General features: G+C 37.1%; 8 protein-coding genes. 7 read left to right on the forward strand and 1 reads right to left on the reverse strand.

The window, feature by feature from the left end:
- Positions 1-203 precede the first annotated feature (203 nt).
- The gene (locus tag BK139_RS10700; protein ID WP_139325617.1) at positions 204-1,853 is read right to left on the reverse strand and encodes a Sau3AI family type II restriction endonuclease; all 1,650 of its coding nucleotides are present in this window, start codon (positions 1,851-1,853) and stop codon (positions 204-206) included.
- A 471-nt stretch (positions 1,854-2,324) separates the two neighbouring features.
- Here BK139_RS10700 and dcm point away from each other — a divergent pair, with 471 nt between their 5' ends.
- From dcm to BK139_RS10735, 7 genes are all read left to right on the forward strand, one after another.
- A complete protein-coding gene (gene dcm, locus BK139_RS10705) occupies positions 2,325-3,581 on the forward strand; it encodes a DNA (cytosine-5-)-methyltransferase (RefSeq protein WP_076258459.1) in 1,257 nt (418 codons plus the stop codon).
- A 261-nt stretch (positions 3,582-3,842) separates the two neighbouring features.
- A complete protein-coding gene (locus tag BK139_RS10710) occupies positions 3,843-6,539 on the forward strand; it encodes a DEAD/DEAH box helicase (protein ID WP_076258462.1) in 2,697 nt (898 codons plus the stop codon).
- Entirely contained in the window at positions 6,530-9,196 is a 2,667-nt protein-coding gene (locus BK139_RS10715) for a DEAD/DEAH box helicase (protein WP_076258465.1), read from the forward strand. The genes BK139_RS10710 and BK139_RS10715 overlap by 10 nt, the downstream gene beginning before the upstream one ends.
- Before the next feature lie 410 nt (positions 9,197-9,606).
- Complete coding sequence (locus BK139_RS10720) at positions 9,607-11,181, forward strand: PucR family transcriptional regulator (protein WP_076258467.1); 1,575 nt, start codon at positions 9,607-9,609, stop codon at positions 11,179-11,181.
- A 111-nt stretch (positions 11,182-11,292) separates the two neighbouring features.
- Positions 11,293-12,477, forward strand: a complete 1,185-nt coding sequence (locus BK139_RS10725) for a metal-dependent hydrolase family protein (protein WP_076258470.1) — start codon at positions 11,293-11,295, stop codon at positions 12,475-12,477.
- A gap of 147 nt (positions 12,478-12,624) precedes the next feature.
- Positions 12,625-14,040 (forward strand): sodium:solute symporter family protein, encoded by a 1,416-nt coding sequence (locus BK139_RS10730; RefSeq protein ID WP_286148514.1) that lies wholly within the window; start codon positions 12,625-12,627, stop codon positions 14,038-14,040.
- A gap of 26 nt (positions 14,041-14,066) precedes the next feature.
- Positions 14,067-15,197, forward strand: a complete 1,131-nt coding sequence (locus tag BK139_RS10735) for a M24 family metallopeptidase (RefSeq protein WP_076258472.1) — start codon at positions 14,067-14,069, stop codon at positions 15,195-15,197.
- Positions 15,198-15,211: the final 14 nt, after the last annotated feature.

The raw sequence follows: 15,211 nt of genomic DNA on the forward strand, positions 1-15,211 counted from the left end.
AAAGTTTTAGGCTGATAGAGCAAAAGTGTAAAATCTAATCAAGCGAAAACTGTCAACTTTATTCTAGCGTTTACAATTGCTCTATCATATTTTACTTATTTCTATACAAAGATACCTTTCAAGTATTGAGAAATATTTATTAAAAGCTATACTTAGAGTGGTATTAACCATTACTGTAAGTTTTTTAAGAAGTGAGTTTTATTCTACAACAAATCTTTAATCTGTTGATAAATATATTCTTTGCTTAACCACCAAGCCTGTTTTGTCATATAATCGTCTGTAAAATTTTCTTTTTCACTATCTGGTCGATCTTTCCATTTTGCTGGACGAGGTAATTTCCTGGAATTATTCATTAATTTCTTTTTTGGAACCCCTTTTACTAAAACGTCTTTATAGTATTGTGATTTATATTGAGCAACTTGAGCATCGGGGCGAAGATGTAAAATATCCTCAATAGATGGTTTTATGAAATTATTCTTTATTCTGATTTCATTATTCCCATTTTTAGTAAAAGTTAGTTCTACACCGTTTTTTAATTTCTCTACCTCAGTCTTCCAAACTCTTTTAACTGGACCCTCTATATCATTAATAGGCATATTCCAAAATTTAGCTCCAATAAAAATAATTTTCTCGGGGTTTGTTTCGTAGGAATCACTATTTTTTTTCTTATTAAAATCATTAAAGACTAAAAGTAGAAATTTTTTTCTTTCTAAGAAATCATAAACCATAGATTCCTCCCAAGATTCATTAACTAGTTCTAAAAATGAAGGAATACCCATGAATTTAAAATGTTCTTTTGGTTGCGACATTCTTAAAGGAACAGTTTTTAAACTAATTTCAGCTTTTTCGATTTCTTCTGATGTGACATCATCTGTTGTGGTCGGCAAATTAAGAATTCCACGGATTATCATATTATTAATATTTTTTTGTGACTGACTCTTACGGACTTCGATACCGAGTTTTTTAATCAATTCACTTTGTTTCATTCCGTAATAGGGAGTAAAACGGGAGACAATAATTTCCTCTAGGGTTTTCTTTTTTAGCTCACTAATGTCCTTCACAATACTACTAACCGCTTCAGTATGATCTTGTCCAATGATATGATTATTTATTAGTTCATTAACGAATTTTGCTTTAAATGAATAGGCTCTAGGCTTTGCCGGGACATCTGAATACTTCTGCTTTGTATAATCAGCACCAGTTGTGGACTTCGTACATGCCCCTAAATAATTTGTAAGCCCTTCGGATAATTGATCAGCTTTACCGGAGTTTATATATTCAGAAATTTTTTTCCAATCCTGCTTGATTATTTCTAAATCTTTCTGGGGTATCTCGATTACAGTATCTTTAGGCAACTCAAAATTTTTTAACTCTGTCATTGAAAGTAGATTAGCATATGATACTCGGTATTTTGTCTTATCTTCAATCTTTTCTCCACTAGAAATTTTTTTCTTATGAGATACATCACGCCTATAATATTGAATCAATTCAATCAACTTATTCTTCTTCCAAAATGAACTTTGTTCAAATGATTTACCATATTCATTTTGGTAATTAATCTTATTTAAAACGAGCCTTTCCCCAGCAATGACTTTAGTTACTTTTAGCTTATTGATATTTTTTGTTTGTTGATCGATAGGGGTAACTTTTAATTCTACACCTGCTTCTGGAAAATCTGGTTCTGTATTATTATCTGCAGGATGGTCAAACCAGACTTGCTCTATTACATTACCTGGATATGATTTGTTATTCACATTTATAGTGCCATTCACATCGATTTCACCAAGTGTTTTTCCTACAGCTTCTAATGCTCTTTTATGTACTTTCTCCATCGTATTATAAATACTACTCAAAATAATTCACTCCTCCAACGGCAAACACATGTTGAATATATATTATACCAATATTTGGTTGTTTTGGCAGCCTAGTATTTACAAATAGTTCTTCAAACAACTAGGCAACTTTTATATGGTGTTTCATTAGACATTAAACATTAAACAATTGTGAAGAGTAACGATTGTATTAATTCTCTTTATAATTAAACAGTTTTGTTATTCCACTCCTTTAATTTAAATGATTGATTAGCACCCTAGTATTTTCCAGAACTTTCTCCGTTAATTCATAGCTAGTGACAACCATTTTTTAATAGAATAACAGGTAAAAATAGAACAAATGTTTCGTTTGGTGTTATAATATAGAAGTGAAATCTAATATATATTTATAATATAAAAACAATTTAATTTATAGTTCAAATGGTTGATCTTTTACTCAGTTTTTATTATAATGTGTTAAAGGTATATTTAGTACCGAAAGGGTGTTCGAGAATGTTAAAGGTAATGGAATTATTTGCTGGTGTAGGCGGGTTTCGATTAGGTCTCCAGGCAACAAACGGATTTGAAGTAGTATGGGGTAATCAATGGGAACCATCCAAAAAAGCTCAAGATGCTTTTAATTGTTATTCGAGACAATTTAAAGATAAAGGTGTTCATTCAAATGAAGATATAGCGAAAGTAGATGAAAAATCATTCAATGGCATGGGTATTGAGCTAATAGTAGGGGGATTTCCTTGCCAGGATTATTCTGTTGCTCGAAGCCTATCCGGAGAGAAAGGGTTACAAGGTAAAAAGGGAGTGCTTTTTTGGGAAATTGCGCGTTTAGTAACTGAAATTAGACCTAAATATATTCTCCTTGAAAATGTTGATAGATTATTAAAATCACCATCTAAACAAAGAGGCCGAGATTTTTCAATTATGTTGGCAAGTTTACGTGATTTGAATTATTCGGTGGAATGGCGTGTAATAAATGCTGCTGAGTATGGACAAGCTCAAAGACGACGTAGAATATTTATTTTTGCAGTAAGTAATGATACGAATTATATGAAACAGATAAGCAATGTCGATGATTCACGGATACTACATGAGGATGGTTTTTTTGCCAAACCATTTCCGGTACTTGACCAATCTTCTGATAAGCATAAACCTCATTCATTTTTATTACCTCAAGATATATTAGAGATATCTGATAGTTTCTCAAAGAAATATCATAATTCAGGAATAATGAGGGATGGAGTAGTATATACTGAGGAAGTTATTCCGAAGGTAGAGGAAGCAAAAACCTTAGGGGAAATTCTTCAATGCAATGTTGATGAAAAATACTATCTTAATGAAAATGCAATCGAAAAGTTTAAATATTTAAAAGGTGCCAAGAAAATAGAACGGACCGCTGCATCTGGTCATAAATATATATTTTCTGAAGGTGGCATGTCATTTCCAGAACCACTTGATAAACCGGGTCGGACAATGCTGACAAGTGAAGGTACTGTTAATAGAAGCAGTCATGTTATTGAAGATCCTGAGACAAGACGACTTCGCATATTGACACCTTTGGAATGTGAACGACTTAATGGCTTTCCTGACAATTGGACAGAAGGTATGACAGAAAGAATGAGATATTTTTGTATGGGAAATGCTCTTGTTGTTGGTTTGATAGAACGAATGGGCAATAGAATTTTGCAAATTGAGCAGAATGAATTAGAGTCTTTGAAAGAAACACCACTTCAATTAAGCTTTTTTAATCATTAATATAATCGGGAAGTCGTGGAAAATCCTTGATGGTATCATCAAGGATTTTTCTTTTTATAGTTAATATTACATTTTCTATGAATTGAGTTAATTTTGACTGTTTCTTAAAAGCCTCCCTTTGGCATTAACATTTCAAGTATATTGACATTAATTTTTTTAATAACCTAATCAAATTTTCGATTGCCTATTTCTGGTATACTATAAATAGAAAATTTTAATTTTATTTGAAAAGTCAATATTTAATTACGGAGGAAGATATTTATGCCATTTTTACAATGTTCTTGCGGTTCATTGCTAAAAGGTTATCAGTTGAGTCGAAAGGTATTATCTGCAGGTGAATATAGGCTTTGTGAGTATAAAGTGGGAGCTGCTTTGGAAGCGGGTTCATGGAGGGGTATTGATGAAGCAAACGAATGGATGAAGAATAAAGACGATGCCGTCTATTGTCCTAAATGTCATAATGAGATACCAATCGATCCTGCAGAAGTTGAAGTTTTATTGGATAAAAGAATTCCAGGGCTAAACTCAAGTGAGTTTGATTCCATTGAAGTTATTGAAAAATTGAAGCAGGTGAGCCAAAAGGAGCGTGCTGAAATATTCGTCCATAGCATTCCAGAGAGTGATCCTGTTTTTGGGGAGATTTACGATGAATTGCCAGAAAGTTTAAGCCATGCCCTCAAACAGATGAATATAGAATCCCTTTTTACCCATCAGGCTGATACATATAATGCAGCTAGAAAAAACAAGGATGTTGTGCTTGTTACACAGACTGCTTCAGGAAAAACACTGTCATTTAATTTACCTATTTTACATGGGCTTTTAAAGAATGAAAATGCAAGAGCATTATATATTTTCCCAACAAAAGCTTTAGCTGATGATCAGGTTGAACAGCTATATCGTTGGACAGGGGAAAAGGTTGAAGAAGATTCTTACGAGCAGGATGAGTGGTTCGAAAGAACTATCCGATTAGGTTCTACAAACCTTCCTTATGGGCGTCTTGATGGAGATACACAGCCAGGTTCAAGAAAAAGGTTGTTGAAGGATGGCAGAATTCTGTTTACAAACCCAGATATGATTCATCATTCTATTTTGAGACAGGTTCAAGGAAACCATCAAACTTCCAAACACGTCTGTAACCTTCTAAAAAATTTGAAGTATATTGTCATAGATGAAATGCATCTATACAGAGGGGCTTTTGGTAGTCATGTTTCATTGGTCATCCGCAGGTTAAGGAAGGTTTGTGAGGAACTGGGTAATCACGATATCCAATTTATCTTATGTTCAGCCACGATTGAGAATCCGAAATTATTAGCTGAGGAATTGACTGGAAAAAGTGAATTTACCTTAGTGGACAACGATGGATCATCAAAGAGGAAACGTCATGTCGTATTTTGGAATCCAGGAGTCACACTGGATACAGGAGTGCGTAAAGCACCTGTATCGGATGCTATTTCCATTGCTGAAAATGTTCTTGTGCATGAAGAAAAAATCATTCGGACAATTATGTTCCAGGGGTCCAGATTGCAAGGGAAAGTTACAGCGCGATCCATGAAAGATGTATTAAGAAAAAAGCTAAAACTAAAAAAGGAAAATGTAGCAGGGGTCCAGTTGTCTGCTTTTTATAATGGCATGCTAGGTGTTGATGAGAGAAAGCAGGTAATTAATGCAATTAAGAAAAGTGATGTCCATTTAGTAATAGCCACTAATGCTCTAGAAGTTGGAATTGATATCGGAGACTTAAGTTTTGCGATTTTAAGCGGTTATCCTGGGAGTAAGGCTGCGTTTTCGCAACAAATAGGCCGAGTCGGGAGAAAAGGTGAAGGGGTGGCAGTCATGATTTTTGAAGATGAGCCGCTTCAGCAGTATTATATGCAAAATCCAAATACCTTCTTGGAAAAGCCGCCAGAAGTGGTAAGAATTGATCCAAAAAACGCAGAACTATTAAAACTGCATCTTGCTTATCTGCAGGAAGAACTTGGTAGACCACTGTCAATAGAGGATTTGAGAATTTTCTTGGTAAATGATGAAGTTTCTAAACAATTACTTGAAAATATAGAACCACCTAATGAGGAAGAATTGCCAAGGTGTAGTTTAAGGTCAGGATCTTTGCAAAGCTACAAGGTCGTGGTCACAAAATCGCGGGATGTATTACTAGAAAGTATTGATGAGTGGACTGCATTCAGAGATTTTCATGAGGGTGCCATCTACTGGAATGCTAATGAAAAGGGCTATCGGGTTGATAGTATTAATCGCAAGAAATTAGAAATTCTTGTGACACCGATACGGGGAGAGATAGAATACTATACTCAATCTATTTTTAAAGATTTTATAAATGTTTCAGAGGAAATATCTGTTCAGGAAAGCCAAAAGGTTATAAAATCTACTGGCATTTTAAATATAAAAAGGTCAATATTTGGATTCAATAAATCATATTTTGGTTCCCGTGTTCCTGATGTCGAGAATCTCAATCCTCCATTGGTAGCTGATTTTGATGCAGAAGGCATGTGGGTAGTGTTATCTGATGAGTTAATACAAGAAGTAAAAGACGCTTTAGGATTGGATTACACTGAGGAAAAACTGGATGGGTCTATACGCGCTGCTGAGCATGTTTTACTGTCAGTTATACCGGATACCATCATTTGTGATGCAAATGATATCTCCGGTTTTTCAGGGCTATGTGTTTCTGGGTTTGCTAATAAGCCTGTTATTGGTTTTTATGGTAATCAATCAGGAGGAATGGGTACAACCAAGGCGATAGGTGAACATATAGAAAGGATTTCGAAAAGTGCAATTCACCTCTTGAACAATTGCCCATGCTCTGGCGGATGCCCTTCATGCATTCAATACCCGGGTAAGGACAATGACCATCTTTCAAAGATAGGTGCAAAGGCTATCCTTCTGCTGCTTAGCCATTCTATCAAGAATAGTATAAAGGGGGCTGAACTTAATTGCCTTTAGTATGTATAAATTGCCATACAGCAAAACAAAAGCAGTTATATTTTTATCAGATTAGTAGAAAGTTCAAAGGTATCCCTTATAGAAGGCTGATTAAGCAGCCTTCTAATGGTCTTCATGTTGAATCGTGGATTAAAGATAATGATAATATAGATAATACTCCAGACGGGGTATACTGTGACAACTGCCATAAGAGTTTAAATGAAGAATTTTTAACATTTGATGAATTAGCTTTACTCGCAGATAACAGAATGGAGACCTGGTCATTTAAAGATCAATCACTAGACGAGGTAGTAGGAACTCTAACCTCCCTAAGCAATAAGATAGGTTCTTCTGTTGAGAGATACCATATTAATTCGAAGTCAGCTCGGTATGGGGAACTTGAGAAAGACTTGCATTCTTCCTTAGCAAACAAATTAAAAAAAATAGGTATTGAAAAACTATACTCTCATCAGGCTGAAGCGATTAATCGTATACGAAATGGTGAAAATGTAGTCATTACAACAGGTACTGCATCAGGAAAGTCTATGGTGTACACAATACCAGCACTAGAAACATTTCTAAATGATGAGAATGCAACTGTTCTTTATTTGTCACCGCTTAAAGCGCTTACTCGTGATCAGCTTCTGACGTTAGATAGATTTAATGATAACGAAACTGAAAGTCAAGATTCTTTTGGATACAGAACTATTTCATTGGGAGGGAAAAAAGTAAGTGCTGGGGTACTCGAAGGAGGAAAGTCTGATTCTGTAAAGGAATTAACTTATGATTATGCAAGATATTGGTTGACTAATGCACACTTCCTGCACTTTATTCTTCAAGGTGCAGTACATTTTAAACACAAAAGCAGGTATATTCGTTTTTTTAAAAACCTTAAATATGTTGTAATAGATGAATTGCATGCTTATAACGGCATTCTTGGTTCAAAGGTGGCAATGCTCTTGAGGCGCCTCAGGCACTTATGCAAAGCTCTTGGAAATATTGACCTTCAATTTATCGCATGTTCTGCTTCTATAGGGAATCCCAAGGAGCATGCAGAGGAAATTACAGGATTAAAGGGTAGAAATGGCTTTTCCTTAATTGACGATGATGGGAGCCCTGCTTATGAAAAGGAAATATTATTATGGAATCCGGGATTTCTTGGCCAAAAATCAGAGCAAAGGACTAGAAGAGCGCCTATCTCAGAGGCTATAGAAATCTTAAAGTCAATCGCAGCATCATACCGTATGCTTCCCAAGTCTATTCTCTTTTATGGAAATAGAAAAGCGGCAACGAATGCTAGCTTTGAATTAAATAGTGCAGTAAGATCTAGACTTGCGGAGGTAATGCAGAATAAAGAAATACCTTTGGAACTTTTTTCACCATTCCATGCTCAATTAAACGGTTTCAAAAAGCAAGAAGTTATGGACAAACTTAAGAAAGGAGAATTGGTGGGTCTGGTGTCAACTTCAGCCTTAGAAATGGGCATAGATATTGGAGATTTAAGTTTATGTATAATGATCGGGTACGCCGGGAGCAAAGCTAGCTTTTTGCAGCAAGCTGGTCGAGTAGGAAGGAAAGGTCCTGGATTAATAATACAAATTTTTCAAGAGGACCCTTTGGAGCAATATTATGCAGCCAACCCTGTGGAATTTATGGAACGAGAATCTGAACATGTGACGATTGATGTTTCAAATCCTCTTATTGTTTCTGAACATATGCAATATGCTGCATTTGAAGTTAATGGAAAATTGACTTCCCCACATAATTACTTTAAAGTTTCTGCTGCTAAGAAAGCTGATGGCTTTGTTGAAAAGATGAAAGAAATAAATAGAGGTATGTGGGAGCTAACAGATAAGAATGTTATATATAATAACCTACTAAAAGGGGGTAGAGTCTACACCGTCATAAATCAATCCACAAAAGAAGCTCTGTTTGAGGGAGTGGATGATAGGTCATTACTAAGGGATTATCATTACGGTTCGGTGTTTCTTTACAACCAAAAAATCTATAGGGTTACGCGAATCTTATCCAATAAAAATGAAGTTTGGGCTGTGCCTTTTAAAGCTGATTATACTACAAGGGGGCAAGTTAATGATTCGATAAACGTCTCAGGAGAAGTCTCCACTAAGCCTGTTCATGATTTAATGGAAATAGGAAAAGGAAAACTCGTGATTACAAGGAGATTATGGGGCTACAAAAAAGTAAACCTATTTGGTGGAGGTACATCAGATTTAATCGAAGACACTAATATGTATCCTGTAAAATACACAACAGATGGGTTGTGGATTCAATTCACATCTGAAAAAATAAATGAGTCGGCATTGCATGTATTGGAGCATGCTATTGCTTCAGCAATACCTACAATCGTCAAGTGTTCGCATAGTGATTTTTCTTTAATTTCTTCAAGTAATTTAAAGGAATTTGACTATCGGCCCACCATTGTTTTTTATGAAGCTGATGGTGGAGGTGCAGGAATTATGGAAGCTATAGAATCCAGGTTAGTTCATATATTAAATAAGGCATTAGCTATCCTAAAAGCATGTGAATGTAAAGAAGGCTGTCCTAACTGTACCCATTTATCTATTTGTGAACGAAATAATGAAAATCTTGATAAGGTGGGCGGGGTTAAAATGTTGGAAATCTTAATATCTGAGATTGTATTCACAAAGAGGGATTAATGACACAGATAAAACTAACATAACAACCCAAGATTAAGTGCTTTCCAGCTATTAAATTTTTGACAAAGAAGTCACTTTGAAAATATAGACTTAGAACCATTTATTGTAAATGATAGAGAAATAGGTACGGTTCTTTTGCTTTCGGTTTGAAGCAAGAGAACCGTTTTATTATTTTGCACATTAACTCATGTCTTATTGTGGATGCTCAGTTCACTATTAATACAGTATCATATTAATAATCAGACTCTTGGGATTTTAAATTAATTGAAGTTCCTTTTATAATAGAAACAAATTCATATATTCATAACCGAGTTCAAAATTTGCTATGAGGTAGTAATTGCCAAGATGGTAAACAAAAATGAATAGTGATTTTGTTTAATAATGCTGTGCACAACCAAAGGGGGGATACTATGATTACATTAAAAGAATTTGCAGATGTATTAGAATTAGATAATATTTATTTGGTAGGCGGCAAACAAAATATAAAGAAAGAAATCACCTACCTAACAAGCATGGAGCTTACCGAGAAAACATCCCGCATGAAAGAAAAAGGCTTTGTTATGACCACATTTCACGCATTTAAAGATGTGAATCAAATCATTAGCCATTTAGAATGGATGCAGGAGATCGGAATAAGTGCTATTGGTTTTCATACAGCAGCATTGAAAACAATTCCGAGAGAAGTTGTTGACTACTCCAACACCCATTCTTTCCCGCTTTTTGAAATCCCCCAAGAGGTTCCATACTATATCATCCACGAGAAATATAATCAGCTGGTAAATAAGAAGGAAAATGAACAGGCTTCGAAAATACATAGATTAAATGAAAAACTGATGGAAATTGTTCTCCTGGAAAAGGATTTGAATTCAATTGTAAAAGTAATAGGAGAATATATAAATAATGTTGTGTGCGTGTTAGATCCGTATTTTGATTTGATTGCGTATTGGAAAACGAAAGAGCAAACGAGAGATGAGATTAAGCACCTGATTAATTTAATCATAAACCAGCATAAAGAGAACGTGTTAAAAGTGCGCTTCACCAATCGTGAGACGAATATAGCTGTGAAAATGGATGCTCTTTCTGATCAGAATTTTAAGGTAGCGCCGCTGTTTTCAAAGATGAACTTTCTTGGCTATCTGATCATTTGTCAAAATGGTACAGCGGATAAGTTTTCAGACGAGGTCATTAAAAATGGAATACGTGCCTTAAGCTTAGCTGCCTATAATAAAAATACATTGCTTCACTATCAAAAGAGCAAAGATATAGAAATGCTCGAAAGTATTTTCCAAGGTGAGGCCAATGATAAAAATCCATCTGACTTTTATATGGACCTTAAGAAAGTAAGGTGCATTTTCCAGGTGCAGTCCACCTCTCCAGAAACACTTCAGTCAAAGCTTCAAATGCTTTCAGAGAGTTTAATAGAAAATGAAACAAATTCGCGATTATGGATTTTTAACAGAAAAATTGTCGGGGTGATCGATTCGATATTAGACAGAGAGAGGGTAGCGGCCATTCTGTCAGACTACCCTGGAATCCGAATTGGCGTTAGTGCGATAGAGGAAGTGAACCATTGCAGTAAAATTAAAGCTATGTATGACCAATCATCTATAGGCCTGCTGCATGGTCACATTCATGATGCACAATTGGTGTTTTGGGATGAGATGGGGATTGAAAAAATCGCCTACAATTTACAATCCCATCATTTGTTCCAAAACTTCGATGAAGAATTGCTGGGTCCATTGATAGCCTATGATCTGGAAAAGAATGCTTCCTTAACCGAAACGCTATATACATACTTGAAACACTTTTTTAATCTTCAAAAGTCGAGCAGTGAATTATTTGTGCATCCTAACACGGTAAAATACCGATTGCAGAAAATAACCGAATTAATGCAGGTGGATATTCAAAATCCATCCCATTATTCGATGCTCATGATGGCCTTTTCCGTATACAGATCTAAACAAAAAGCAGATCACTTCCAATAGAATTGTTTAAAAGGGACAAATTACTGTCTCTTTTTTGTTTGTAGTATACAATGATAAATAATCTTTCTATTGTTATGATTTTGAATAATCACACAATAGGAGGGCTTCAACATGCCAACAGACACGAATTGGATCTTAAAAGGTGGCAGCATTATTGACGGACTTAATGATGAGGTGGTAGAGAATTCGTACATCAAGGTTGAAAACGGAAGAATAACTGAGGTCAAAGAAGGCGAGCCAGGTGATACAGAAGGATTTGAAGTCATTAATTGTACAGGAAAATATATACTTCCCGGACTGATTGACTGCCATGTGCATCTCGTTTGGAATGGCAGTGCAGACCCGCAATCCCTCATAAAAAATGAAGAGAATGACAGAATCGCTTTGGAAGCCTACAAGCATGCATTGGATACACTGAAACTAGGCGTCACTACAGTCAGAGATTTGGGGTCACCGGATCGAACCGTATTACATGTAAGAAATGTCATTGATTCCGGCTTGCTTTCAGGACCTACCATTATTGCTGCTGGTGCGCCCATTTGTATGACAGGCGGACATGTCTATTATTTAGGCTACGAATCGGATGGGCCGGATGAAGTTCGCAAGAATACTAGAAGGGTGCTCAAGGAAGGGGCAGACCTGGTGAAGGTGATGGCAACGGGCGGTATTTATACCAAAGGGGAAGAGCCCGGTTCCGTTCAGTTTACAATAGAAGAACTGAGTGCTGCAAAAGAAGAGGCTCTAAAGAAAAATAAGAAGGTATCTGCACATGCAGATGGAATTGAAGGGATCATGAATTGTTTAGAGGTCGGGATTGACACAATCGAGCATGGAATATATGCAGATTGCCAGGCTCTTGAAATCATGAAAAATCAGGGAACCTTTTTGGTGCCGACAATGGCCGTCATGAGACAGCTTATAAGCAGCCCGGACATTCCAGCATATGCTCTTGAAAAAGCGAAGCAAGTAGTGGGCCCTCATTTCTCGATGCTGCAGGAGGCTGTTCAAATCGGAGTGAAGATTGCAACAGGAACTGATTGTGGCTCTCCATTAACCCCGCCCCGCTATTATTATGATGAATTAGCGATTATGCATGAAGCGGGAATGTCGGAAATGGAAGTCATTAAAGCATCAACGAGTGTTGCAGCTGAATGTCTCGGGATTGAAGATCAGCGCGGGAGTATTTCTCCAGGAAAGTTTGCAGATTTGCTGATTGCAGACAGCAATCCACTAAATGATTTAAATAGTTTGCGGGGAGACAAGCTTGTGATGAAAAATGGTGTTTTGGTCAGCTAACCTGCACTGTTCAAACTAGCTGTAACGGGGCTCTGCGATTATGGAGTCTCCCTTGTATACATGCCTCCTAAAGAATATTAATCACTGTTCCAAGATTAAATCTGCCTTAAGCTTCCACACAGCCTTATATAAAAATAGTAAAAGGGAGTGAGCTTATTGAACATTTATTTAGTTGCAGTTGTTATTTATCTGGTTTTCATGGCGTTGATTGGTGTTTATTTTGCAAAGAAGTCGGTGAAAAATAGCGACGACTTTATGGTTGCAGGACGAAGCCTGCCGCTGTTCGTCGTAATGGGAACTCTCCTGGCAACGTTTGTTGGTTCTGGAACTGTAGTCGGCGGAGCAAGCTTTATTTACCAATACGGACCGTTTGCCGCTATTTTCAATCTGTCAGGCGGAATTGTTGGAGCCATCATTTTGTATTTTATCGCTTCTAAAATCCGCCAGATTGAAATCTATACAGTACCAGATCTTTTGGAACGGCGCTTTGGAAAAGCAGCTCTTTATATATCATCCGTTATTATCATCTTTGCCTTTGTCGGAATCACAGCCTACCAGTTTACAGGCGGAGCCTATGTGCTGCAATTAACCACAGGCATTCCACTGGAAATAGGAGCCATCATTATGTGTGCATTGGTTATCTTCTTAACGGTAAGCGGCGGGCTATTTTCAGTTGCTTATACTGATGCACTAAGTGCCATTCTCATTATTATTGGCTTTCTAATCGGGGTTCCCTTTGCATTGAATGCTGTTGGGGGATTTGAAGGTTTATCTCTATCTTTGCCTGAAATAAATAAGACCTGGAATGGCGGCTTATCATTTCCTCAGCTTCTCGGCTTCTTCCTGCCATTGTTTTTACTTGTGCTGGGTGATCAGAACATGTATCAGCGATTTTCCGCTGCGAAAGATCCTGACGTAGCCCGGAAATCCACTATCGGCTTTTTTGTTGGCAGCGTGTTTGTCATTAGTTTAACCATCATCTTAGCAACTACCTCCATTGTGCTTTTTCCAGAAATCAAGCCTGATACAGCTATACTATCGCTCGCGATTGATGGTGTACCTTTAGTAGTCGGATTGCTTATTCTCTGTTCAGCCGTTGCCTTTATAATCACAACAGCAACCTCTTATCTTTTATCAGCATCAGGAAATATTGTCAGTGACTTAATCCAGCGCTCAAGTAAAAGCAAGCTGTCAGAAAGTAAACTTCTATGGTACAACCGTATGATTGTCGTGGTATTAGGAGTCCTTGCTTATGTGTTAGGACAATTCTTCCCAAGCGTCCTGGCCATCCAAATGTACTCCTATACGATGTATGGAGCGTCCTTAACTCCTGCCATTCTTGCAACCGTATTATGGAAGAATGCGACAAAAGCAGGCGTGATCAGCGCCATGATTGTGGGTGGTTCGGCAACTATGATCTGGGAAATCGGTCTTGACCGGCCTTTAGATTGGAATAGTGTCCTGTTTGCCCTTCCATTGTCAGTTTTAACACTCATCATTGTCAGTTTGGCAACGAGAAATAAAAACGTTACAACAGACCTCACTACTGATCATACAAGCTAATAAGACTTTATAAGGAGTTGGAAAGCGTGAATTCAAAGAAACGAATCAATCGATTAAAAGAGTATATGAAAGAACAAGCAATATCTGCCGTATTTGTCTTTAATCCTGACCATCAGTTTTATTTAACGAATTTTAAAGCTTTAATTTATTCACGGCCCATCATCTTTCATTTACAGGAAAAGACAGCCATGATTGTTCCTGGTCTTGAAGAAACCCATGCACTGGAACATTCACACGCAGATGATGTACTCGTCTATTATGAACATCCTGGGGCCGGCAGGGATGAGACATCGCATATGGAGCATATACGTGCATTGGTAAAACAAAATCCTGACTCATCAAAAATTGGTGTGGATTTAGCCTTCATTCCTGGTGAGGTTCTACTCTATCTTCAGCAATCAGGCTATCAGGTGGTTGACATCGGGCAGTTCATTTATCAAATGCGATTTATCAAGGATGAAGAAGAAATCCACATGCTCGAGCAGGCCGGACAATTAGTGAACCTGGCAGTAAGCAAGTCATTAGCGCAAATTCAAGCGGGAATAACAGAAATGGAAATAGATGCAGCGGGAAATGCAGCACTGTTTGAAGCAACTGCCGCTCAATATCCGGATTCGGTGATTGATATTGTGGTTATGTCGCCTTCCGGGTTAAAGAGAAGCATCATGCCGCACGTATTCTCCAACACTAGAAAAATCGAAGCGGGAGATGTCATTATTCACAGCAGGCAGGTTGGGCTAAATGGGTATCGTGCTGAATTAGAGAGAACCGTAATTGTCGGAAAACCAACAATTGAGCAGGAAAAGGCGTTTCAAGCTGCTATAGAAGCACAGCAGCGTGCGATTGATTTAATTAAGCCTGGTGTGAAATTTTCAGAGGTAGATGGAGTTTCCCGTGAAGTGTTTGAAAAGGCGGGACTTGAAAAATATGCGATTCACCGTACTGGACACGGAATAGGTGTATCAGCACATGAGCAGCCATTTTTGCGTTATGACCATCATGATGTGGTAGAGGAAGGAATGGCATTCTCGATTGAACCTGGCATTTATATACCTGAGGTTGGCGGTTTCAGACACTCTGATACTGTTCTTATCACATCTGATGGATGCCGATTAATTACAGAATATCCACGTGATATGGAGTCACTGCTTTATTAACTTAAATATCAAAC

The organism is Paenibacillus sp. FSL R5-0490, from assembly GCF_001956215.1.
GTDB lineage: Bacteria > Bacillota > Bacilli > Bacillales > Cytobacillaceae > Cytobacillus.